Here is a 23,238-nt window from a genome sequence, read left to right as displayed (position 1 = left end):
AAGCCCGCTCCCACAGGGGGTTGTGTGGGACATAAAAAATGCCGCTCATGTGAGCGGCATTTTCATTCAGCAGGCAGGCTTATTCCGAAGCCACGGCATTTTTCGCCAGGATCGCATTCGCCAGTTCCATGTCCGTGGCCTGCAGGCCCGGGTTGTCGGCGCGGACTTTCTGCATCGCCGCCTCCAGGTACGGGCCACGGATGCCGCCGTCACTGGCGACGAAGCTGCCGGCGTCGTCCTGGGCCGCGACGATCAGCTTGTGATCCTTGAAGGTCAGGTAGGTCGAACCGGTGGTGGCACCGGAAGAAATGACGTTACGCCAAAAGCTATCGGCCATCGCCGAACCGACAGGCAGGGACAACAGGGCGATGGTTGCGACAGCAAGTTTGAAACGCATGATGGGTGACTCCACTGATTAACTACGGGCTTTGATCGGGATTGCCCCAGTCGAGTTCCATCACGGCGCAGCTACTTCTGTTCGCTCTGCGGCGTCACGCGCAACACCTCCTCAATGGTTGTCAGGCCGGCGGCCACTTTCTGCGCCCCCGACAATCGCAAGCTGCGCATACCTTCCTTGAACGCCTGGCGCCGAACCGCCAGCAAGTCGGTGTCGGGACTGATCAGTGCTTTCACGCCGTCGGTCAATTGCATGATTTCGTAGACCCCGGCGCGACCGTGATAGCCAGTGTCGCGGCATTCCAGGCAGCCGACGGCACGCTGGGCGTTGCCGGGCAGCGGGGCTTGCCAGGGTCGGGTCAGGCTTTGCCAGTCTTCTTCGCCCAAGGTTTGCGGGGCCTTGCAGTGCGCGCACAAGGTCCGCACCAGGCGCTGGGCCATGACGCCCAGCACCGTGGCCTTGATCAGGTAATGCGGCACGCCGAGTTCGAGCAGGCGGCTGATGGCGCTTGGGGCATCGTTGGTGTGCAGCGTCGACAGCACCAGGTGACCGGTGAGGGCGGCCTGGATCGCCATTTCGGCGGTTTCGAGGTCGCGGATCTCGCCGATCATGATGATGTCCGGGTCTTGCCGCATCAGCGCACGCACCCCGGCCGCGAACGTCAGGTCGATGTTGTGCTGGACCTGCATCTGGTTGAACGCCGGCTCGACCATTTCAATCGGGTCTTCGATGGTGCAGAGGTTGACCTCCGACGTCGCGAGTTTCTTCAGCGTGGTGTACAGCGTGGTGGTCTTGCCGGAACCGGTTGGCCCGGTGACCAGGATGATGCCGTTGGGTTGTCGGGTCATGTCCTGCCAGCGCCGCAGGTCGTCGGCGGAGAAACCCAGCTGGTCGAAATCCTTGAGCAGCACCTCGGGGTCGAAAATCCGCATGACCATTTTTTCGCCGAAGGCGGTCGGCAAGGTCGACAGCCGCAACTCGACTTCGCCGCCGTCCGGGGTTTTGGTCTTGACCCGGCCGTCCTGGGGTTTGCGTTTCTCCGCGACGTTCATCCGCCCCAGGCTTTTCAGGCGGCTGACGATGGCCATGGTCACCTGCGGCGGGAATTGATAGACGTTGTGCAACACCCCGTCGATGCGAAAACGCACCGTGCCCTGTTCGCGGCGCGGTTCGATGTGGATATCACTGGCGCGCTGTTGAAAGGCGTACTGGAACAGCCAGTCGACGATGTTGACGATATGCGCGTCATTGGCATCCGGTTCCTGATCACTGGCGCCGAGATTGAGCAGTTGTTCGAAGTTGCCCAGGCTGCTGGCCTGCTGATCGCCGTTATTGGCCCCGGTGACCGATTTGGCCAGGCGGAAAAACTCCACGCTCAAGCGCTGGATGTCCACCGGGTTGGCCACCACGCGCTTGATCGGCAGCTTGAGCACATGGGTCAGGTCGGCTTCCCAGCCGTTGACGTAGGGTTGTGCGCTGGCCACGGTCACGGCTTCGTGGTCGATGGCCACCGCGAGAATCTTGTGGCGTTGGGCGAAGGCGTAGGACATCAGCGGCGTCACGGCCGCGACGTTGATTTTCAGCGGGTCGATTCGCAGGTAAGGCTGGCCTGCCTGCTGGGACAGCCACAGCGTCAGGCTTTCCAGGTCCAGGTGTTTGCCGGGGCGGCTGAGGTCGTCCAGTTGTTGGCTGGCGATAAATTCCAGGGGGTGCGCCTGGCCATGGGCGGCGTGGCGGCGGCGGGCATTGAGCGCGAAATCCGCCGAATCCTGGCTGATAAAGCCCTGGGCGACCAGTTCACGCAATACTTCATTGAGATCCAGCCAGCGGTCCTGAATGGCGAGTTGAACGGACATGCGGGCTCCTTTTAAACAACAATCGGCAAAGGATAGTCGTGGTGCCGCAGACCGTTGGGCCACTACCCGACGAAGCCGTGTCCGTGTTTTTCAGCCAGCCGCCTGAACCGCTTCGATCCATGCAGCGTCGGCGCCCTGCACATCAACCGAGCAGACGCTGATCAGGTTGCGAAGTTTTTCCGCAATCACCTGCGCGCGATGCCAGCTCAATCCATCAATGACAATCTCGACCGTCAGCCAGTCTTCCTTGCGCTGCACCTGTACCTGTTCCGGCGTCAGGCACTGCAACGCGAACAGATTAAGCACCCGACACAACAGGTCGGGCTCGGCTTCGGCCAGCAACTGGTAGCGAGCGCGGCAATGGACGTTACTGGCGTTCCAGACATCGGCGCGGGTCGGCGAGGTGTTCACGGCTTCCAGGTGCGGCATGATCATTCTCCAAAATCAGTGGAGAAATTTTTACATTCGCTGGCCGGTATTTCTTATCTATGATGGGCTGAATGACGATTTTTTAGACTCGTACAATTCACAAATACATCATTCAAAGGTTTTTTTATGCAAAGCGAACTGGATGGCTACGACCGCAAGATCCTCGCGTTATTGCAGGCGGACGCTTCGCTCTCCAGTGCGCAAATCGCCGAGCAGGTGGGGCTTTCGCAGTCGCCGTGCTGGCGGCGGATCCAGCGGATGAAAGAGGAAGGGATCATTCGCGCTCAGGTGACCTTGCTCGACCGCAAGAAAATCGGCCTGAACACGCAGATTTTCGCGCAGGTCAAACTCAACGCCCACGGGCGCTCGAACTTCACCGAGTTCACCGAGGCGATTCGCGAGTTTCCCGAAGTGCTGGAGTGTTACGTGCTGATGGGGGCGGTGGATTTCATGCTGCGGATCGTCGCGGCGGACATCGAGGCGTATGAGCGCTTCTTTTTCGAGAAGCTGTCGATGGTGCCGGGGATTCAGGAGGTCAATTCGGTGGTGGCGTTGTCGGAGATCAAGTCCACGACCAGCTTGCCGGTCTGAGGTTTTTGCAGTGGAGGTGCCGGCCTCTTCGCGAGCAAGCCGGCTCCCACATTTGAAATGCATTCCAATGTGGGAGCCGGCTTGCCCGCGAAGGCGTCCTTACAGGCGCAACAACATCTTCCAGGCACGATTCTGATACACCGCGATCGCCTGCTGCTTGCGCGCATCCAGGGCTTCGTCGGTGATCGGCTCGTTGGCCAGTTGCGCCAGTTTGTTCAGCTCGCCATACAGACGATCCATTTCCGGGATGTCCAGCACGTTACGCGCGTGGTGCAGCCAGGACTGGATGCGCTCGATGCGCGGCAGTTGCTCGGCCAGGTCTTCGGGTTGCTGCTGATAGCGTTGCAGTTGCAGCGACGTGGCTTCTTCGCCCAACAGGCGCGGCAACCAGCTGCCCAGTTGCGCCGCGCCCTGGCGATTGCCACGGGTGTTGCGGTCGGCGGCCCAGGTGCGGGCCAGCAGCCAGCGCGAAGTGTTCAGCGAGAACAGGCCCCAGCGCGGGTCTTCGAGTTCTTCGAGGAACTGTTCCGGGGCGGCCTTACGTACGTCTTCATCTTCCATGCCGGCCTGGACCAGCGGGCGCCAGTCTTCGAGCAGGGCATCCAGCGCGGCGCGCAGGTCATGGGTCGATTGACGCGGCGCGGCCTGGCCGAGGCTGCTGACCAGTGCACGCAGTTCGGCGAGGTTTTCCACCCAATCCTGCAGCAGGCGCCAGTGACCATTGAAGCGATACTGCTCGGCCAGGCGCTGGCTGCTGCCCAGCAAATGCCAGCTCAGCGCGGCGAAGGCGTCGTCCAGCGGCGTTTCGGCGGTGATCTGCGGTGCCGGCAGGCTCAGCGAGTAGCTGTTGGCGTCGTACAGGCGATAGCCACGTTCGGCCTTGCTGATGTCGCACGGCATCAAGGGCAGGGTGGCCGCCAGTTCGGCCGCCAGTTCCAGCAGCGCGGCGGGCTCGCCTTCGCGCAGTTCCAGTTCCAGTTCGCAGATTTCTTCTTTCTGCTTGCCGACCACGACGTGACCCAGGTCCAGCGCGGCTTCGATGACTACTTTGGTCTTGCCACGGCCCCAGGCGATTTCGGCGCGTTCGCGGACGAAATCGGTGGTGAAGATCGGCTTCAGGGTTTTCTTGTCCAGTTCGGCCAACGCCTCGGGCCAGCATTCGCCGTCGAGTTTCTTCACATCGAGCTTGGCTTTGGGCAGGTTCCAGTCGTACTCGTTACGCTCGGACAGGCCGGCGACGCTCTGGCCACGGGTCTTGAGGGTCTGAATCACCTCGTCGCCGTCCTTGCGCAGGCGCAGGGCAACCTTGGCGCGGGCCAGGTCGCGCTCGGGCGTGTCGAAGTACTGGTTCATCAACTCACGGCGTTCCCAGCCACTTTTGTTGCGTTTCTTCAGTAACGGATGCTCGCGCAGGGCAGCGAGGGTTTCGCGGCTGACGCGGAGTTTGATTTCGGTTTCTTTCTGCATGGCCGGAAAATCCAGGATCGGGAGCGCAGCCGGGGGGAATGTGTGGCTGCCAAGGCCGTGCAGTGTACAGGACTGACCGCCACTGCGCGCCGCGACGGTTTATTCCTGTCACGGGATAGCTCTATGATGGACTTCAATTCGGGAGTTGGAGTCAGCGATGCCTTTGCCGTCCATGAAAGATCAGTTCGCTGCGCTGATCGCCGCACCGTCCGTCAGTTGCACCCAGGCCCATCTCGATCAATCCAATCGCCCGGTGATCGATCTGCTGGCCGCGTGGCTCGGCGACCTGGGGTTTGCCTGCGACATCCAGCAGGTCAGCCCCGGCAAATTCAACTTGCTCGCCAGTTTCGGCTCCGGCCCCGGCGGCCTGGTGCTGGCCGGGCACAGCGACACCGTGCCGTTCGATGGCGCGCTGTGGCAGACCGATCCATTGAAGCTGACCGAAGTCGACGGCCGCTGGGTCGGCCTGGGCAGCTGTGACATGAAGGGCTTTTTCGCCCTGGCCATCGAAGCGGTCAGGCCGCTGCTCGATCAACCGTTCAAGCAACCGCTGCTGATCCTCGCCACTTGCGATGAAGAGAGTTCGATGTCCGGTGCCCGGGCGCTGGCGCAAGCGGGGCGGCCGCTGGGACGGGCGGCGGTGATTGGCGAGCCGACCGGCTTGCGGCCGATCCGCATGCACAAGGGCATCATGATGGAGCGCATCGACATTCTCGGGCAGAGCGGTCATTCCTCGGACCCGCGCCTGGGCCACAGCGCCCTGGAAGCCATGCACGATGCGATTGGCGAACTGCGCGGCCTGCGCCTGCTGTGGCAGCGCGAATTCAGCAATCCGCAGTTCAGCGTGCCGACACCGACCCTGAATTTCGGCTGCATCCATGGCGGCGACAATCCCAACCGCATTTGCGGGCAGTGTTCGCTGGAGTTCGATCTGCGACCCTTGCCGGGCATGGACCCCAAGGCGCTGCGGGCGCAGATTCTGCAACGGCTCAAGCCGGTTGCCGAGCGGCATGAGGTCAAGATCGATTATGCGCCGTTGTTCCCCGAAGTGCCGCCGTTCGAACAGGCCGAGGATGCCGAGCTTGTGCGGATTGCCGAAAAGCTTACCGGCCACAGTGCCGAAGCGGTGGCATTCGGCACCGAAGCGCCTTATCTTCAGCGTCTTGGCTGCGAGACACTGGTGCTCGGCCCTGGCGATATCGCCTGCGCCCACCAGCCGGGGGAATTCCTCGAAATGTCACGTTTGCAGCCTACGGTGCATCTATTACGTCAGTTGATTGAACATTACTGCCTGACACCGGCCCAAATGCCAGTCAATTGAATGCAATCAATGTGGGAGCGGGCTTGCTCGCGAATTGGGCCTGTCAGTTGATCCAAATTTGACTGATGCATCGCCTTCTCGAGCAAGCCCGCTCCCACATTAGGTTTGTGCATTGCCCGAGCAACCCTATAAATTGCCAGTGTCCCAACCCGTATTCATGAGGAGAGCACGCGTGTCGCCAAGCCTGTTCCGACGATAACCATCAGCCCGCTGTGCGTTTTCTGTTCCGCCCTTTTTTCGGCTGCTATTTATTACAGGCCCAGGTTCATGCCCGAATACGTCAATTGGCTTCGTCACGCTTCGCCTTACATCAACGCCCACCGCGATTGCACCTTTGTCGTCATGCTGCCCGGCGACGGTGTCGAGCACCCCAACTTCGGCAATATCGTCCACGACCTGGTGCTGTTGCACAGCCTGGGCGTGCGGCTGGTGCTGGTTCACGGCTCCCGTCCGCAAATCGAGGCCCGTCTCGCCGCGCGCGGCCTGACCCCGCATTACCACCACGGCATGCGCATTACCGATGCGGCGACGCTGGAGTGCGTGATCGATGCCGTTGGCCAGTTGCGCATTGCCATCGAAGCGCGGCTGTCGATGGACATGGCTTCATCGCCCATGCAGGGCTCGCGCCTGCGGGTGGCCAGCGGCAACCTGGTGACCGCGCGGCCGATCGGCGTGCTCGAAGGTGTCGACTATCACCACACCGGCGAAGTGCGCCGGGTTGACCGCAAGGGCATCAATCGCCTGCTGGACGAGCGCTCCATCGTGCTGTTGTCGCCGTTGGGTTACTCGCCGACCGGTGAAATCTTTAACCTCGCCTGTGAAGACGTCGCCACGCGTGCCGCCATCGACCTGGGTGCGGACAAGCTGCTGCTGTTCGGCGCCGAAGAAGGCTTGATCGATGAACACGGGCGTCTGGTGCGTGAACTGCGCCCGCAACAGGTGCCGGCGCACCTGCAGCGGCTGGGCAGCAACTACCAGGCGGAACTGCTGGATGCCGCGGCTGAAGCCTGTCGTGGCGGGGTGGCCCGCAGCCATATCGTCAGCTACGCCGAGAATGGCGCGCTGCTGACCGAACTCTTCACCCGTGACGGTGGCGGTACGCTGGTGGCCCAGGAGCAATTCGAAGTGGTGCGCGAGGCGGCCATCGAAGACGTGGGTGGTTTGCTGGATTTGATCAGTCCGCTGGAAGAGCAGGGGATTCTGGTGCGGCGTTCGCGCGAGGTGCTGGAGCGTGAAATCGAGCAGTTCAGCGTGGTTGAACGTGAAGGCATGATCATCGCCTGCGCGGCGTTGTATCAGATTGCCGATTCGGATGCCGGCGAGCTGGCGTGCCTGGCGGTGAACCCGGAGTACCGTCACGGCGGCCGTGGCGATGAACTGCTGGAGCGCATTGAAACCCGCGCCCGGGCTCAGGGTTTGAAAACCTTGTTCGTCCTGACCACCCGCACGGCCCACTGGTTCCGCGAGCGTGGCTTTGCGCCGAGCAGCGTCGAGCGCCTGCCGTCAGCGCGGGCGTCGCTGTACAACTACCAGCGCAATTCGAAGATCTTCGAAAAAGCCCTTTGATCGATCTGATCGTTCCCACGTCGAACCGTCGGCGTGGGAACGGTCCCGTTAACTCCCTCCGGCGCGTCCTGCGCAAAAAGAATATTCCTGACACACAAACTGTAACAAATGGGCTGGATAGTGCGCGTTTGGTCGGCAAGGCGTTGGCCATTTCGACAGGATTTGTTGCGGGATTGTTTCAGGAGCTGATCGTTCTATAGCACTCATGTTAAATACCCTTTAGGAATTAGCTTTTCAGTCGACTGCTCTATGCAGAGGCGTGGCAGGACAGAGGCGGTAATTCCTAAACGGTATGAGAAAAGAATCTACCCATTCTTTTCAGGTTTATGACAATCGCATGAACCTGCATGGACCAAAAAAACCGGGGATTAGACTATGGTCGTAGACACACATGGTTACGATTGACTTGTGAGTCACCGTCCGGCGCTAATCGCGCATCTTAGGATTCCGGGCATTTGACCTGGTACCAGGACTACAAGAATTAGAGACGAGAGGAGCTTAACAATGAACAAGTCCACCTTGGCCCTGGCCGTGGCCGTAGGGGTTTTGGCGCAGCAGGCAGGCGCCGCGGGTTTCATCGAAGACAGCAAGGCATCCATCAGTTCGCGCACCTATTATTTCGACGCTGACAACCGTGAAGGCGCCAAGACCCCTGCCAACCGGCAGCGCGAGACGGCCCAAGGTCTGAAGTTCGATTTCCAGTCGGGCTACACCCAAGGTGTCGTAGGGTTCGGTTTCGACGCCCAGGCACTGGTCGGTATCCACCTGGACGGCGGCAAGGGCCATCACCCGGATAACAACTCCTTCACCCCTAGCGATACCGATGGATCGGCAGTGGATGAGTGGAGCCGCCTGGCGGGTAACGTCAAGGCCCGCTTCTCGAAGACCGAAGCCCACGTCGGTGGCGCTTTGCAGCCCAACATGCCGATCCTGATCGCGAACGATAGCCGCGTTCTGCCGCAAACCTTTGAAGGTGGCACCATCACCTCGAAGGAAATCGACAACGTGACCTTCAACGTGGGTCAGTTGGAGCACGCGACAGGTCGAGCGTCCAGCAACAGCACCGGCCTGGCCGTGGCGGGTGGCACTGAGGACAGCAATCAGTTCCGTTACGCCGGTGCGGACTGGAAGGTCACCAAAGACCTGTTGCTGCAGTACTACTACGCGAACCTGGAAGACTACTACAAGCAGAACTTCCTCGGCCTGGTGCACGTCTACCCGATCGCACCTAACCAGTCGTTCAAGACCGATCTTCGTTATTTTGACAGCAGCTCCGACGGCAAGAACGGCGACGCCGGCTACCGCTTCAACAACAACAATGGCTACGCCAAGCACCCAGGCGAGGTCGATAACCAGACCTGGAGCGCCACGTTCACTTACACCCTGGGCGGCAGCGCGTTCCTGCTCGGTCATCAACGTGTCAGCGACGACGGCGGTTTCGTGTTCCTGAACCAGGGTAACGTTGTCGATGGCAACGGTCGCAACGAAGGTGCCGGCGGCGCCAGCTTCTACTCGTTTACCGATGCCACCGTGGGCAGCTTCATCCGTGCCGGTGAAAACACCTCGTACGGTCAGTACTCCTACGACTTCGCCTCGTTGGGCGTGCCAGGCTTGAAGGCTTCGGCGGCTTACCTGTACGGCCAGGACATCAAGGCCACCAACGGCGTTGGCAAGGACCTGAACGAGCGCGAAACCGACCTGCGTGTGGATTACGTGATCCAGACCGGCATGCTCAAAGGCTTTGGCACGACGCTGCGTCACGGTATGTACCGTGGCAACACCAGCACCCTCGATCAGGACCAGACCCGTCTGATCTTCAACTACACCTACAGCTTCATGTAAGTCGTAGTGCTCAAAAGAGCCTCGTCTGCGGACGGGGCTTTTTTTCGGGTCAACTTTTATATTCTTAAAAGGTTGATGCTGATGATTTTTTATTCTTTTTAGATTTTTTCGAAAACACCTACAGTGGCCTCACCTGACGTACAGGCCGGCACCACTTCGCTTCACACCCAAGTTCACTTTCCGATAACCCCAGCTACAGGAATCGGTTTTCACGCCGATACCTCAATCCTGTCCGGATGACTTGTGCGTATCGATATTCCATTTCGGTATGAATATAGATGAAGTGATTCTTTTCGGATTTATGTACAGGTATCCTGCGCCGCCCAATTTGACGGGGGCAGCCCTTAACTGACGGGGTTGTGGCGCAAGAATCAAGGATCCAGGGCACTCGACCCGGACCACAAGAATTAGAATCAATTAGGAGCGAAACAATGAACAAGTCCACCCTGGCCCTGGCTGTGGCCGTAGGGGTTTTGGCGCAGCAAGCGAGCGCCGCCGGTTTCATCGAAGACAGCAAGGCTACTTTGGGGCTGCGTAACTTCTACATCAACACCGACTACCGCGACGGCACTGGCCCGAACAAGAACGAAGAGTGGGGCCAAGGCTTCGACCTGCGGTTCATCTCCGGCTACACCCAGGGCACTGTCGGCTTCGGTATCGATGCGATCGGCCTGCTGGGCGTGCGCCTGGATTCGGGCGGCGGCACCAACGGTGCGGCGAACAACTCCTATGGCGGTACTGTTTTCCCAAGCAAGTCCAATGGCGAAGCAGTGGACAACTTCTCCAGCCTGGGCCTGACAGCCAAAGCCAAGATCTCCCAGACCGAGCTGAAGCTGGGCACCCTGCAGCCAAAACTGCCAGTGATCGTGACCAACGATGGTCGCCTGCTGCCGCAAACGTTCCAGGGTGGCCAGATCACCTCGGGCGAAATCAAAGACCTGACACTGGTTGGCGGTCAGGTCGAGCACGCCAAGGGTCGTAACTCCAGCAACAATGAAGAGCTGTCGATTGCCGGTGCCAACGGCCGCACAGCTGCCGGTCGCGACAGCAACAAGTTCATCTACGGTGGCGGTGACTACAAAATCACCAAGGACCTGACTGCTCAGTACTACTACGGCAACCTGGAAGACTTCTACAAGCAGCACTTCCTCGGCCTGACTCACAACTGGGCAATTGGCCCGGGCGTACTGAAGTCCGACGTGCGTTATTTCAACAGCTCCGACGACGGTGCCAACGGTCACGATCCGTTCTACTACACCTCGGGTAACTACAACGCGCCGAGCGGTAAAGGCAAAGTCGACAACAACCTGTACAGCGGCCTGTTCCTGTACTCCGTTGAAGGTCACACCTTCGGTGGCGGTTACCAGGTCAGCAACGGCAGCAGCGACTTCCCGTGGCTGAACCAGGGCGACGGTTCGTCGGCTTACATCATCACCGACATGCAAATCCAGAAGTTCGCCCGTGCCGGCGAGAAAACCTGGCAGGCACGCTACTCGTATGACTTCGCCAAAGTTGGCGTACCTGGCCTGACGGCGGGTCTGATCTACCTCAAGGGCGATGACATCGATACCGTCAACGCCCGTGGTGGCCAAGCGGCTAACGGCGCTTCCGAGTGGGAACGCGACCTGACCGTGGGTTACGTCGTTCAATCCGGCGCGCTGAAAAACCTCGGCGTGATGTGGAAAAACGCCACATGGCGTACCGACCTGCCGAGCACCCGCTCCCAGGACGAAAACCGCCTGATCGTCAGCTACTCGATCCCGCTGCTGTAACAGCTTTCAGGAGCTGCACAGAAACTGTGTAGGCGCTGTGTAGGAGCCGGTAGGAGCTGTCGAGTGCAACGAGGCTGCGATCTTTTAAAGCAAGATCAAAAGCTCGCAGCCTTCGGCAGCGCCTACACAGAAAACAGACGCAAAAAAGCCCCGCCCGGCATCACGCCAGGCGGGGCTTTTGCGTTTTCAAGCCGGGTTCACCCCCGTAAATCCGTCTTGAAATCCCCTCTTTTCAGCAACTCAAGGCCTTCACGAACCTTGGGGTCGATGTTCGGCGGGATGCCGGACGGCGTCCAGTGAACAGATGTTTAATATTTCTTTTAGTTCTAAATAAATCGATATTTATTCTTTTTAATAGATAAAAAATACAGGCACAGTTGAGCTCAACCAGCACTCACCAGGAGCGACACCATGAGCATCAGACTGGGCGACATCGCCCCCGATTTCGAACAGGGATCCAGCGCCGGTACCCTGCGTTTCCACGAGTGGCTGGGCGATAGCTGGGGTGTGCTGTTTTCCCATCCGGCCGACTTCACGCCGGTGTGCACCACCGAGCTGGGTTTCACCGCCAAGTTGAAAGACGAGTTCGCCAAGCGTGGGGTCAAGGCGATCGCGCTGTCCGTCGACCCGGTGGAATCGCACCACCGCTGGATCGAGGACATCAACGAAACCCAGAACACGGTCGTCAATTTTCCAATCCTCGACGACGCCGACCGCAAGGTCTCGGACCTGTATGACCTGATCCACCCCAACGCCAACGACACCCTGACGGTGCGTTCGCTGTTCGTGATCGACCCGAACAAAAAGGTGCGGTTGACCATCACTTACCCGGCCAGCACGGGCCGCAACTTCAATGAGATCCTGCGGGTGATTGACTCGCTGCAGCTCACCGACAACTACAAGGTGGCCACCCCGGCCAACTGGCAGGACGGTGACGAGGTGGTGATCGTGCCGTCGCTCAAGGATGAAGAGGAAATCAAACAGCGCTTTCCGAAGGGGTATCGCGCCGTGAAGCCTTACTTGCGCCTGACGCCGCAGCCGAACAGGTGAGTCATTGAGTTTTGTGGTGTAGCGGATGGCGCTTTCGCGAGCAAGCCCGCTCCCACATTTGATCGGCGGTGGAACATAGGGAGTGTTTACAGCAGAGATCCATTGTGGGAGCGGGCTTGCTCGCGAAAGCGGCGGATCGGGCACCGCAGAATCCAGATTGAACGAATCCATAAAGCAGGGGATTTCAGGCCGTTTCGACGGCCTTTTTTTTCGCTTGGGAGAAAGTGATGGATATATCTCCAAAACGAATAACCAAATGAATAAATATGATTTATGGATATATAAATCAGCTGTTAAGGTCATGCCATCGAAGCGAGATCGCACACTGCGAATCGCCAACACCGTTCAAGGAATCTTCTGAATGCTGGTTGTCTCTCTCGGTGGCAGTCCCAGCCAACGCTCCCGGTCCGGGGTGTTGCTGGAGCGCTCCCAACGCTGGTTGCAAGGGCAGGGCGTGGAAGTGGTCAGTTATCAGGTACGGGACTTCCCGGCCGAAGACTTGCTGCATGCGCGCTTCGACAGCCCGAAGGTGATCAACCTGCTGCAACAGATCGAAAACGCCGATGGCCTGTTGATCGCCACCCCGGTCTACAAGGCTTCGTTCTCCGGTGCGTTGAAAACCGTACTGGATTTGCTGCCCGAACGCGCCCTGGCCCACAAGGTCGTTTTGCCAATGGCAACCGGCGGCAGTATCGCCCACATGCTGGCCGTGGATTACGCGCTCAAGCCTGTGCTGTCGGCGTTGAAGGCCCAGGAAATGCTGCACGGGATTTTCGCCGTGGACAGCCAGATCGCCTACGGCGAAGGCAGTGCCCAGGCACAGCTGGCGCCGGAGCTGGAACAAAGACTGAATGAGTCGCTGGAGTTGTTTTTCAGCGCCATGGCGCGACGGCCCAAGCCGCTCGACCCGCAACTGTTGAATGATCGTTTGTTGAGTGCTCGCTGGAGCATTTGAGCCCCACCCCACATTGATGTACTGGCCTTACTCGCCCGCCAACGGGCAAGCAGGTGCAGCCAAAAACCCTACTGCAAAAGGAGAGCGCCATGCGCCCTGTCATTTTGCGTCGCGGTCTGGTCGCTCTGTTTGCTGCGGCTGTCACCTTCGGCGCCATTACTCAAGCTCAAGCTGAAACCCTTCGAATCGGCTATCAGAAATACGGCACCCTCGTACTGCTCAAAGCCAAAGGCACCCTGGAAAAACGCCTCGCCGCCCAGGGTGTCGACGTGCAATGGACTGAATTCCCCGGTGGCCCGCAACTGCTCGAAGGCCTGAACGTCGGCTCCATCGACTTCGGCGTGACGGGCGAAACCCCTCCCGTGTTTGCCCAGGCGGCCGGTGCCGACCTGCTCTACGTTGCCTACGAACCGCCGGCGCCCCACAGCGAAGCGATCCTGGTGCCAAAGGACTCGCCGATCAAGTCGGTGGCCGAGCTCAAGGGCAAGAAAGTCGTCCTGAACAAAGGCTCCAACGTGCATTACCTGCTGGTCCGCGCGCTGGAAGACGCCGGCCTCAAGTACACCGATATCCAGACCGTATTCCTGCCGCCGGCCGACGCCCGCGCCGCGTTCGAGCGTGGCAGTGTCGACGCCTGGGTCATCTGGGACCCGTACCAGGCTGCCGCCGAACAGCAACTGCAAGCGCGCACCCTGCGCGATGGCCAGGGCATCGTCGACAACCACCAGTTCTACCTGGCGACCAAGCCTTACGCACAAAAGAATCCCGAGGTGATCAAGACCCTGGTGGACGAAGTGCGCGCCGTGGGTGAGTGGTCCAAGGCCAACCCGCAAGAGGTGACCCAACAGGTTTCGCCGCTGCTGGGCCTGCCGGCGGACATCACCCTGACCTCGGTGAAACGCCAGGGCTACGGCGCGTTGTTCCTGACCCCGGAAGTGGTCGCCGCGCAACAGAAAATCGCCGACAGCTTCTACCAGCTCAAGCTGATTCCGAAGCCGCTGAGCATCAAAGACGTGATCTGGACGCCGCCGGCAGCTGTCGCCAAAGCGCAGTGACCCAAGCCCGTCATTCGATTCCCCAAGGAGACCACTCCATGAGCCTCAATATCTTCTGGTTCCTGCCTACCCACGGCGACGGCCATTACCTTGGCACCGCCGAAGGCGCTCGCGCCGTCGACCACGGTTACCTGCAACAAGTCGCGCAAGCGGCCGATCGCCTGGGCTTCGGCGGGGTGCTGATCCCGACCGGTCGCTCCTGCGAAGATTCCTGGCTGGTGGCCGCCTCGCTGATCCCGGTGACCCAGCGCCTGAAGTTCCTTGTCGCCCTGCGCCCCGGGATCATTTCCCCGACGGTGGCGGCGCGTCAGGCGGCGACCCTGGATCGTTTGTCCGGCGGCCGTGCGCTGTTCAACCTGGTGACGGGCGGCGATCCGGAAGAATTGGCCGGTGACGGTCTGTTCCTGACCCACGAAGAGCGCTATCAGGCCTCGGTGGAATTCACCCGCATCTGGCGCCGCGTGCTGGAAGGCGAAACCGTCGATTACGACGGTCAGCACATCAGCGTGAAAGGCGCCAAGCTGCTCTATCCACCGATCCAGCAACCCCGTCCGCCGCTGTACTTCGGCGGCTCGTCCGAAGCGGCGCAGGATTTGGCTGCCGAGCAAGTGGAAATGGTCCTGACCTGGGGCGAACCGCCTGCCGCCGTCGCGGAAAAAATCGAGCAAGTGCGCGCCAAGGCCGCCAAGCTCGGTCGCACCGTACGCTTCGGCATTCGTCTGCACGTGATCGTGCGTGAAACCAATGCCGAAGCCTGGCAAGCGGCGGATCGCCTGATCTCGCACCTGGACGACGACACCATCAAGCGCGCCCAGGCTTCGCTGGCGCGCTTCGATTCAGTGGGCCAGCAACGCATGGCTGCATTGCATGGCGGCAATCGTGACAACCTGGAAGTCAGCCCTAACCTGTGGGCCGGGGTTGGCCTGGTGCGTGGCGGTGCCGGTACGGCGCTGGTGGGCGATGGTCCGACCGTGGCCGCCCGCGTGAAGGAGTACGCGGACCTGGGCATCGATACCTTCATCTTCTCCGGTTATCCACACCTGGAAGAGTCGTATCGAGTCGCCGAGCTGTTGTTCCCGCACCTGGATATCGAACGTCCCGAGTTGCCGAAAAGCGCCGGATACGTCAGCCCGTTCGGCGAGATGGTCGCCAACGATATTCTTCCCAAAGCCGCGTCCCAGAGCTGAGGCGCGCCATGAAGAAAATCATTCACAGCTTCGCGCCCTGGGCGTTGCCGGTCTTGTTGTTGGCGGTGTGGCAGTTGTCGGTGTCGGCGGGCTGGTTGTCGACACGGATTCTGCCGGCACCCATCGCCGTGATCGAAGCCGGTGTCAGCCTGGTCAGCAGTGGCGAAATCTGGACGCACCTGGCCATCAGCGGCTGGCGTGCCGCACTCGGTTTCGCCATCGGCGGCGGTATCGGCCTGACCCTGGGCTTCATCACCGGCCTGTCGAAATGGGGCGAACGCCTGCTCGACAGTTCGGTGCAAATGATCCGCAACGTGCCGCACCTGGCGCTGATTCCACTGGTGATCCTGTGGTTCGGCATCGATGAGTCGGCGAAAATTTTCCTGGTGGCGCTGGGCACATTGTTCCCGATCTACCTCAACACCTATCACGGCATCCGCAACGTCGACCCGGCGCTGGTGGAAATGTCGCGCAGCTACGGTTTGTCCGGTTTCAGCCTGTTCCGTCAGGTGATTCTGCCGGGCGCGTTGCCTTCGATTCTGGTTGGTGTGCGCTTCGCCCTGGGCTTCATGTGGCTGACCCTGATCGTCGCCGAAACCATTTCCGCCAGCTCCGGCATCGGCTACCTGGCGATGAATGCCCGGGAGTTCTTGCAGACCGACGTGGTGGTGCTGGCGATTCTGCTGTACGCGGTGCTCGGCAAACTGGCCGACCTCGCGGCCCGTGGACTTGAACGTGTGTGGCTGCGCTGGCATCCGGCTTATCAGGTCGTCAAAGGAGGTGCCGCATGACCGCTCAACAACCTCCACGCCTGCTGCGCGGCATTCCGCTGGCGGTGCGCAAGCTGCAAAAAACCTTCGGCTCGCGGCAAGTGCTGCGCGAGATCGACCTGCACATTCCGGCCGGTCAGTTCGTCGCGGTGGTCGGTCGCAGCGGCTGTGGCAAAAGTACCTTGCTGCGCCTGCTGGCCGGGCTCGACCAGCCTACGGGCGGTGAATTGCTGGCCGGTTCCGCGCCACTCAGCGAGGCACGGGAAGACACCCGGCTGATGTTCCAGGAAGCGCGCCTGCTGCCCTGGAAAAAGATCATCGACAACGTCGGCCTGGGGCTCAAGGGCAACTGGCGGCCACAAGCGCTGGAAGCCCTGGAAGCGGTCGGCCTGGCGGATCGCGCCAACGAGTGGCCGGCGGCCTTGTCCGGTGGGCAAAAGCAGCGCGTGGCCCTGGCTCGCGCCCTGATCCACCAACCGCGCCTGCTGTTGCTCGACGAGCCGTTGGGCGCGCTGGATGCCCTGACCCGTATTGAAATGCAGCAGCTGATCGAACGGCTTTGGCAGCAGCACGGTTTCACGGTGTTGTTGGTGACCCATGACGTCAGTGAAGCGGTGGCGATTGCCGATCGGGTGATTCTGATCGAAGACGGCGAAGTCGGCCTCGACCTGCACGTGGAACTGCCGCGCCCTCGGGTCCGCGGTTCCCATCGGCTGGCGTCGCTGGAAACCGAAGTGCTCAATCGCGTGCTGTCGCTGCCCGGCCAGCCGCCGGAACCGGAACCTGTTTCACCCTTGCCGACGCAGCTGCGTTGGGCTCAGTAACTCAAGCCTTCTCCAACGACAGGAATCAACATCATGACTATCAAAGCCATCAACGTTCGCAACCAGTTCAAAGGCTCCATCAAGGAAATCGTCCTCGGTGACGTGCTGTCGGAAATCGACGTACAGACCGCTTCCGGCATCGTCACATCGGTCATCACCACCCGCTCGGTGAAAGAGCTGGAGTTGGCGGTAGGCAGCGAAGTGATCGCGTTCGTGAAATCCACCGAGGTGTCGATCGCCAAGTTGTAAGCCGGTGCCGTTCACACCACCCCGGAGGGTTTGAGCCCTTCGGGGTTTTTTATGCGTGTGAATCAGTCGATTTGGCGGTGTGGCCTTCGCGAGCAAGCCCGCTCCCACATTTGAAATGCATTCCCCTGTGGGAGCGGGCTTGCTCGCGAAGAGGCGGGTGAGGCCAATCGAGAATCAGGCGGTGACAGTGCGCTTGGGCAGATACGGCGGCAGGTACAGCCCCAGGTACGCATCGAACACCCGCATCCCTTCCTCCGCCATGCGTGGCGTGATCTGCCCATGCTGCTGCACCGAACGCGCATACACCCGGTCACCCAGCTCCATGGCCAAGGCAAACACGTCGACATCGTCCGGCAGCTTCGGCAGCTCGAAATGATGATCGAACAACTTGTGCATCAGGTCGCCCAGTTCGATGTCATGCTGGCGGTCGGCCTGGGTGACTTCGGTCAGGCCGTGCTGGGCGAGGATCAATTGGCGGGCGGCGGCGTCTTCGCTGTAGATCGCCAGCATGCGCTGCTCCACCAGCCGCGACAGATCGCGCCAGCCACCGAGGGCATGATGGTCGATGGGGGCCTGCAGGCAGGCGCGGAAGGCGGCGTGGACATCGGCCGTCAGGGCTTCGAGCAAGGCCGGCACGCTGGCGAAGAAGTGGTAGACGGAGGAGGGCGGGATCTCCGCGCGTTCGGCGACGCTGTAGATCGACAGACTGGCCACGCCCTCGGCCGCCAGCAGCGTGCGCGCCGCATCGAGTATCGAATCGATCCGGGCCTGGCTGCGTGCGCGGGGTTTGCGGGGGGTGGCGGTGCGCGTCATTGGAGTCTCCTGCGGGGCAGCGGGCATTGTACGAGCAGGGTTGGGTGTTGTCTGCCAGGACGCCTTCGCGAGCAAGCCCGCTCCCACCCGGGATTTGCGGCGTACACAGAATTTGTGTCCACTGAAGATCAACTGTGGGAGCGGGCTTGCTCGCGAATCCGCCGCAGGCGGCCATAAAAAAACGCCGCGGGCTGTGAGGCCCGCGGCGTTCTTTTTCGACCGCAACCGCTTACACGGTATGCAGGTACCAGTTGTACTCAAGGTCGGAGATGGAGTGTTCGAACTCCTCCAGCTCGCTTTCCTTACACGCCACGAAGATATCGATGTATTTCGGATCGATGTACTTGGCCATGACTTCGCTGTCGTCCAGCTCACGCAAGGCATCGCGCAGGTTGTTCGGCAGGCTTTGCTCGTTCTGCTCGTAGCTGTTGCCTTCCACCGGTGCGCCCGGCTCGATCTTGTTGACCAGGCCATGGTGCACGCCTGCCAGCACCGAAGCCATCAGCAGGTACGGGTTGGCGTCGGCGCCGGCCACACGGTGTTCCAGACGGACCGCATCGGCAGAGCCGGTCGGTACGCGCAGGGCCACGGTGCGGTTGTCCAGGCCCCAGCTCGGCGAGTTCGGCACGTAGAACTGTGCGCCGAAACGACGGTAGGAGTTGACGTTCGGGCAGAGGAAAGCCATCTGCGCCGGTAGGGTCTCGAGCACACCGCCGATCGCGTGACGCAGCGCGGCGTTCTGCTCGGGATCCTCACTGGCAAAAATATTCTTGCCGTCTTTGTCGAGAATCGAGATGTGGACGTGCAGACCGTTACCCGCCTGGCCTGGGTAAGGCTTGGCCATGAAGGTGGTGTCCATCTCATGGTCGTAGGCGATGTTCTTGATCAGACGCTTGAGCAGCACGGCGTAGTCGCAGGCCTTGATCGGGTCGGCCACGTGGTGCAGGTTCACTTCGAACTGCGCCGGAGCACTTTCCTTGACGATGGCGTCGGCCGGGATGCCTTGTTCTTTCGCGCCTTCCAGAATGTCCTGGAGGCAGTCGACGTATTCGTCGAGGTCATCGATCAGGTAGACCTGGGTCGAATGCGGACGCTTGCCGGAAATCGGCGAGCGAGGCGGTTGTGGACGACCGTTCACGTTCTCCTGGTCGATCAGGTAGAACTCCAGCTCGAAGGCGGCGCAGATGGTCAGGCCCAGCTCGTCGAACTTGGTAACAACTTGTCGCAGAACTTCGCGCGGGTCGGCGAAGAAAGGATCACCTTCGAGTTCGTGCATGGTCATCAGCAGTTGCGCGGTCGGGCGCTTCTGCCAGGGTTCATTGCACAGGGTATCGGGTATTGGATAGCAGATTCGGTCAGCATCACCGATGTCCAGGCCCAGGCCGGTGCTTTCCACCGTCGAGCCATTGATATCCAGGGCAAATAGAGAGGCCGGCAGGTTGATGCCTTTCTCGTAAACCTTGTGGAGGCTGGTGCGTTCAATGCGCTTGCCGCGCACCACACCATTCATATCCGCAATCAGAAGGTCAACGTACAGAACCTCAGGATGTTCCTTAAGGAACGCGTTCGCTTCGTTAAGCTGAACGGCACGCGGGGGTACCGACATGATGCAACACCTTTGTTGTTAAAAATATCAATCATTGATCTCTTCGGATTCCAGTCAACCCGAACGGCATGCTGAAGTCAAGTAAGGCCTTTTTTGCCCTGAAAAAGCGCTCGTGTGGCTTTTTTGAAGCACTTTGGGGCGTTTTTATGCCCCTTGACGCTTAGCCGTCCGCAGGCTTGAGCGGGCCGTGTTGTATTTTTTACGGGGGTGTTGTGTAAAAAAATGAACAAGGCTAAGCTCGAATCAAACCCATAACAGCAATAATACCGGGGTGCTTCATGTCTCGCCTGCCGTTAATCGGCATCACCGACTGCTCCAGGCAGAACGGTCTGCATGCTTATCACATCAGTGGCGACATTCACGTCAGCGCAGCAGCCTGCAAGGCTTCGGGCCTTTCAGCGATCCTGGCTTCCCTGGCAGATCGGCCATCCCCGTCCGTTATTCTGGACGGTCCTGATGGCACACCCATTACGGTTACTCCATTCAATATAGAACCGATTCACAATAGCGGCTCGGCCTTCGTGCAGGGTAGCGCTCTCGATTCTGCACGCCCTGTGTTTGCCGGGCTGTCTGGACAAAACACGATAGCCTGTCGTAGACACGCATTTCAACGCGACGCCGATGCGTCAAACATCGCCTGACTCTCGCAGAGCCAGGAAACTCAAAGCCTAGAGGCATTTATGAGTAACAACCTCGACCAGCTCACCGATTGGTTGAAAGACCGCAAGATCACAGAAGTCGAATGCATGATCGCCGACTTGACCGGGATCACCCGGGGCAAGATCTCGCCGACCAACAAATTCATTGCCGAAAAAGGCATGCGTCTGCCCGAGAGCGTGCTGTTGCAGACGGTGACCGGCGATTACGTCGAAGACGACATCTATTACGAACTGCTCGACCCGGCCGACATCGACATGATCTGCCGTCCCGACCAGGGCGCGGTGTACCTGGTGCCGTGGGCCATCGAGCCGACCGCCATCGTCATCCACGACACCTACGACAAGCAAGGCAACCCGATCGAGCTGTCGCCGCGCAACGTGCTCAAGAAGGTCCTGAAACTCTATGCCGACAAAGGCTGGCAGCCGATCGTGGCGCCGGAAATGGAGTTCTACCTGACCAAGCGCAGCGACGATCCGGACTATCCGCTGCAACCGCCGATCGGCCGCTCCGGACGCCCGGAAATCGGCCGCCAGTCGTTTTCCATCGAAGCGGCGAACGAATTCGATCCGCTGTTCGAAGACGTCTATGACTGGTGCGAATTGCAGGAGCTGGACCTCGACACGTTGATCCACGAGGACGGCACGGCGCAGATGGAAATCAACTTCCGTCACGGCGACGCCCTGTCCCTGGCCGACCAGATCCTGGTGTTCAAGCGCACCATGCGCGAAGCCGCACTCAAGCACGACGTGGCGGCGACCTTCATGGCCAAGCCCATGACCGGCGAGCCGGGCAGTGCCATGCACTTGCACCAGAGCATCATCGACATCGAGACCGGCAAGAACATTTTCTCCAATGAAGACGGGACCATGAGCCAGCTGTTCCTGCAGCACATCGGTGGCTTGCAGAAACTCATCCCGGAATTGCTGCCGCTGTTTGCGCCCAACGTCAACTCGTTCCGTCGCTTCCTGCCGGATACCTCGGCACCGGTGAACGTGGAGTGGGGCGAAGAAAACCGTACCGTCGGCCTGCGCGTTCCGGATGCCGGGCCGCAAAACCGTCGGGTGGAAAACCGCCTGCCGGGCGCCGACGCCAACCCGTACCTGGCGATTGCCGCGAGCCTGCTGTGCGGTTACATCGGCATGGTCGAAGGCCTGAACCCGAGTGCGCCGGTGGTGGGTCGTGGTTATGAACGCCGCAACCTGCGCCTGCCACTGACCATCGAAGACGCGCTGGAACGCATGGAAAACAGCGCGACCATCGAGAAGTACCTGGGCAAAAATTTCATCACTGGCTACGTCGCGGTCAAGCGGGCCGAGCATGAAAACTTCAAGCGCGTCATCAGTTCGTGGGAACGGGAATTCCTGCTATTCGCCGTCTGATGCGCCGGGCGCTGCAGTTGTCCGGCAGCGCCTTCACCTGATTGTTCTAGGAGATCCGTATGACCAGCAACAACCCGCAAACCCGTGAGTGGCAAGCCCTGAGCAGCGATCACCACCTGGCCCCGTTCAGCGACTTCAAGCAGCTGAAAGAGAAAGGCCCGCGGATCATCACCAACGCCAAGGGCGTCTACCTGTGGGACAGCGAAGGCAACCAGATCCTCGACGGCATGGCCGGCCTGTGGTGCGTGGCGATCGGCTACGGTCGCGATGAACTGGCCGATGCCGCCAGCAAGCAAATGCGCGAGCTGCCGTACTACAACCTGTTCTTCCAGACCGCTCACCCGCCGGTGCTGGAGCTGGCCAAGTCCATTGCCGACATCGCGCCCAAAGGCATGAACCACGTGTTCTTCACCGGTTCCGGCTCCGAAGGCAACGACACCATGCTGCGCATGGTTCGCCACTACTGGGCGATCAAGGGCCAGCCGAACAAGAAAGTCATCATCAGCCGCAAGAACGGCTATCACGGTTCCACCGTGGCCGGCGCGAGCCTGGGTGGCATGACCTACATGCACGAACAGGGCGACTTGCCGATCCCGGGCATCGTCCACATCGCACAGCCGTACTGGTTCGCCGAAGGCGGCGACATGACCCCGGACGAGTTTGGTATCTGGGCCGCCAACCAGCTGGAAGAGAAGATCCTGGAAGTCGGCGTCGACAACGTCGGTGCCTTCATTGCCGAACCGATCCAGGGTGCCGGCGGCGTGATCATTCCGCCAGACAGCTACTGGCCGCGCATCAAGGAAATCCTCGCCAAGTACGACATCCTGTTCGTGGCGGACGAAGTGATCTGTGGTTTCGGTCGTACCGGCGAGTGGTTCGGTAGCGATTTCTACGACCTCAAGCCCGACATGATGACCATCGCCAAGGGCCTGACCTCCGGCTACATCCCGATGGGCGGCCTGATCGTTCGCGATGAAGTGGTCGCAGTGCTCAACGAAGGCGGCGATTTCAACCACGGCTTCACCTATTCCGGCCACCCGGTGGCGGCGGCTGTGGGCCTGGAAAACATTCGTATCCTGCGCGACGAAAAAATTGTCGAGCGCGTCAAGTCGGAAACGGCACCGTATTTGCAGAAACGTCTGCGGGAACTGAACGATCACCCATTGGTGGGCGAAGTTCGTGGTGTGGGTCTGTTGGGGGCCATCGAACTGGTTCAGGACAAGGCCACGCGCAAGCGCTATGAAGGCAAGGGCGTGGGCATGATCTGCCGGCAGTTCTGCTTCGATAACGGGCTGATCATGCGTGCCGTGGGGGACACCATGATCATCGCGCCACCGCTGGTGATCAGCAAAGCGGAAATCGATGAGTTGGTGACCAAGGCGCGCAAGTGCCTGGACCTGACCCTCAGTGCGTTGCAGGGCTAAGTGCTAGGCTCTGAGCGGGAGACAT

At 60.3% G+C, this 23,238-nt stretch carries 22 protein-coding genes; 16 read left to right on the top strand and 6 right to left on the bottom strand.

The window, feature by feature from the left end; genetic code table 11:
* Window positions 1-79: 79 nt before the first annotated feature.
* The 3 genes from F8N66_RS26205 to F8N66_RS26195 all read right to left on the bottom strand — a co-directional run bounded on the left by F8N66_RS26205 (window position 80) and on the right by F8N66_RS26195 (window position 2,682).
* Window positions 80-400, bottom strand: coding sequence for a DUF2388 domain-containing protein (locus F8N66_RS26205; protein ID WP_175645465.1), 321 nt, complete (start codon window positions 398-400; stop codon window positions 80-82).
* Window positions 401-468: 68 nt separating this feature from the next.
* Window positions 469-2,253, bottom strand: a complete 1,785-nt coding sequence (locus F8N66_RS26200) for a GspE/PulE family protein (protein ID WP_150772911.1) — start codon at window positions 2,251-2,253, stop codon at window positions 469-471.
* Window positions 2,254-2,343: 90 nt separating this feature from the next.
* On the bottom strand, window positions 2,344-2,682 hold the full coding sequence (locus tag F8N66_RS26195; protein WP_150772910.1) for a hypothetical protein: 339 nt from the start codon (window positions 2,680-2,682) through the stop codon (window positions 2,344-2,346).
* A 126-nt stretch (window positions 2,683-2,808) separates the two neighbouring features.
* On the opposite strand from F8N66_RS26195, the gene F8N66_RS26190 reads away from it, so the two are divergent.
* A complete protein-coding gene (locus F8N66_RS26190; protein WP_150772909.1) occupies window positions 2,809-3,273 on the top strand; it encodes an Lrp/AsnC family transcriptional regulator in 465 nt (154 codons plus the stop codon).
* Between the two features lie 99 nt (window positions 3,274-3,372).
* Here F8N66_RS26190 and F8N66_RS26180 read toward each other — a convergent pair whose 3' ends face one another.
* Window positions 3,373-4,740 (bottom strand): inorganic triphosphatase, encoded by a 1,368-nt coding sequence (locus F8N66_RS26180; RefSeq protein WP_150772907.1) that lies wholly within the window; start codon window positions 4,738-4,740, stop codon window positions 3,373-3,375.
* Window positions 4,741-4,897: 157 nt separating this feature from the next.
* On the opposite strand from F8N66_RS26180, the gene argE reads away from it, so the two are divergent.
* The 12 genes from argE (at window position 4,898) to F8N66_RS26120 (ending at window position 17,331) form a co-directional block, all read left to right on the top strand.
* Window positions 4,898-6,061, top strand: coding sequence for an acetylornithine deacetylase (gene argE, locus F8N66_RS26175; RefSeq protein ID WP_150772906.1), 1,164 nt, complete (start codon window positions 4,898-4,900; stop codon window positions 6,059-6,061).
* 267 nt (window positions 6,062-6,328) lie between these two features.
* Complete coding sequence (gene argA / locus F8N66_RS26170) at window positions 6,329-7,627, top strand: amino-acid N-acetyltransferase (protein WP_150772905.1); 1,299 nt, start codon at window positions 6,329-6,331, stop codon at window positions 7,625-7,627.
* Between the two features lie 504 nt (window positions 7,628-8,131).
* Window positions 8,132-9,469, top strand: a complete 1,338-nt coding sequence (locus tag F8N66_RS26165; protein ID WP_150772904.1) for an OprD family outer membrane porin — start codon at window positions 8,132-8,134, stop codon at window positions 9,467-9,469.
* Window positions 9,470-9,900: 431 nt separating this feature from the next.
* A complete protein-coding gene (locus F8N66_RS26160; protein WP_150772903.1) occupies window positions 9,901-11,241 on the top strand; it encodes an OprD family porin in 1,341 nt (446 codons plus the stop codon).
* Window positions 11,242-11,652: 411 nt separating this feature from the next.
* Entirely contained in the window at window positions 11,653-12,291 is a 639-nt protein-coding gene (locus tag F8N66_RS26155) for a peroxiredoxin (protein ID WP_150772902.1), read from the top strand.
* A gap of 82 nt (window positions 12,292-12,373) precedes the next feature.
* The gene (locus tag F8N66_RS26150; protein ID WP_150772901.1) at window positions 12,374-12,652 is read left to right on the top strand and encodes a hypothetical protein; all 279 of its coding nucleotides are present in this window, start codon (window positions 12,374-12,376) and stop codon (window positions 12,650-12,652) included.
* Window positions 12,653-13,246, top strand: a complete 594-nt coding sequence (gene ssuE, locus F8N66_RS26145) for an NADPH-dependent FMN reductase (protein ID WP_150772900.1) — start codon at window positions 12,653-12,655, stop codon at window positions 13,244-13,246.
* 89 nt (window positions 13,247-13,335) lie between these two features.
* Window positions 13,336-14,301 carry a sulfonate ABC transporter substrate-binding protein gene (locus tag F8N66_RS26140; RefSeq protein ID WP_150772899.1) on the top strand — a complete coding sequence of 322 codons (966 nt, stop codon included), beginning with the start codon at window positions 13,336-13,338 and terminating at the stop codon, window positions 14,299-14,301.
* A 38-nt stretch (window positions 14,302-14,339) separates the two neighbouring features.
* The gene (gene ssuD, locus F8N66_RS26135; RefSeq protein WP_150772898.1) at window positions 14,340-15,488 is read left to right on the top strand and encodes an FMNH2-dependent alkanesulfonate monooxygenase; all 1,149 of its coding nucleotides are present in this window, start codon (window positions 14,340-14,342) and stop codon (window positions 15,486-15,488) included.
* An 8-nt stretch (window positions 15,489-15,496) separates the two neighbouring features.
* Window positions 15,497-16,279: an aliphatic sulfonate ABC transporter permease SsuC gene (ssuC, locus tag F8N66_RS26130; RefSeq protein ID WP_150772897.1), complete on the top strand. Its 783-nt coding sequence runs from the start codon at window positions 15,497-15,499 to the stop codon at window positions 16,277-16,279.
* A complete protein-coding gene (ssuB, locus tag F8N66_RS26125; protein WP_150772896.1) occupies window positions 16,276-17,082 on the top strand; it encodes an aliphatic sulfonates ABC transporter ATP-binding protein in 807 nt (268 codons plus the stop codon). Before ssuC ends, ssuB begins: the two co-directional genes overlap by 4 nt.
* Before the next feature lie 33 nt (window positions 17,083-17,115).
* Window positions 17,116-17,331: a TOBE domain-containing protein gene (locus F8N66_RS26120; protein WP_007967989.1), complete on the top strand. Its 216-nt coding sequence runs from the start codon at window positions 17,116-17,118 to the stop codon at window positions 17,329-17,331.
* Window positions 17,332-17,505: 174 nt separating this feature from the next.
* On the opposite strand, the gene F8N66_RS26115 is transcribed toward F8N66_RS26120, so the two are convergent.
* On the bottom strand, window positions 17,506-18,144 hold the full coding sequence (locus F8N66_RS26115) for a TetR/AcrR family transcriptional regulator (RefSeq protein ID WP_150772895.1): 639 nt from the start codon (window positions 18,142-18,144) through the stop codon (window positions 17,506-17,508).
* A gap of 229 nt (window positions 18,145-18,373) precedes the next feature.
* Window positions 18,374-19,750 carry a glutamine synthetase family protein gene (locus F8N66_RS26110; protein WP_090326336.1) on the bottom strand — a complete coding sequence of 459 codons (1,377 nt, stop codon included), beginning with the start codon at window positions 19,748-19,750 and terminating at the stop codon, window positions 18,374-18,376.
* A gap of 278 nt (window positions 19,751-20,028) precedes the next feature.
* Between F8N66_RS26110 and F8N66_RS26105 the strand changes: the two genes are divergently transcribed.
* Genes F8N66_RS26105 through F8N66_RS26095 form a run of 3 tightly spaced genes read left to right on the top strand, consistent with a single transcriptional unit; the run spans window position 20,029 to window position 23,213 of the window.
* Complete coding sequence (locus F8N66_RS26105; protein ID WP_150772894.1) at window positions 20,029-20,391, top strand: gamma-glutamyl-gamma-aminobutyrate hydrolase family protein; 363 nt, start codon at window positions 20,029-20,031, stop codon at window positions 20,389-20,391.
* Window positions 20,392-20,430: 39 nt separating this feature from the next.
* Complete coding sequence (locus tag F8N66_RS26100) at window positions 20,431-21,789, top strand: glutamine synthetase family protein (protein WP_150772893.1); 1,359 nt, start codon at window positions 20,431-20,433, stop codon at window positions 21,787-21,789.
* Between the two features lie 59 nt (window positions 21,790-21,848).
* The gene (locus F8N66_RS26095) at window positions 21,849-23,213 is read left to right on the top strand and encodes an aspartate aminotransferase family protein (protein ID WP_150772892.1); all 1,365 of its coding nucleotides are present in this window, start codon (window positions 21,849-21,851) and stop codon (window positions 23,211-23,213) included.
* Window positions 23,214-23,238: the final 25 nt, after the last annotated feature.

The organism is Pseudomonas fluorescens (assembly GCF_902498195.1).
In the GTDB taxonomy this organism is placed as follows: Bacteria; Pseudomonadota; Gammaproteobacteria; order Pseudomonadales; family Pseudomonadaceae; genus Aquipseudomonas; species Aquipseudomonas fluorescens_BU.
Note: the sequence above shows the minus strand (reverse complement) of the source record. Positions and strands in the feature narration are given on the sequence as shown.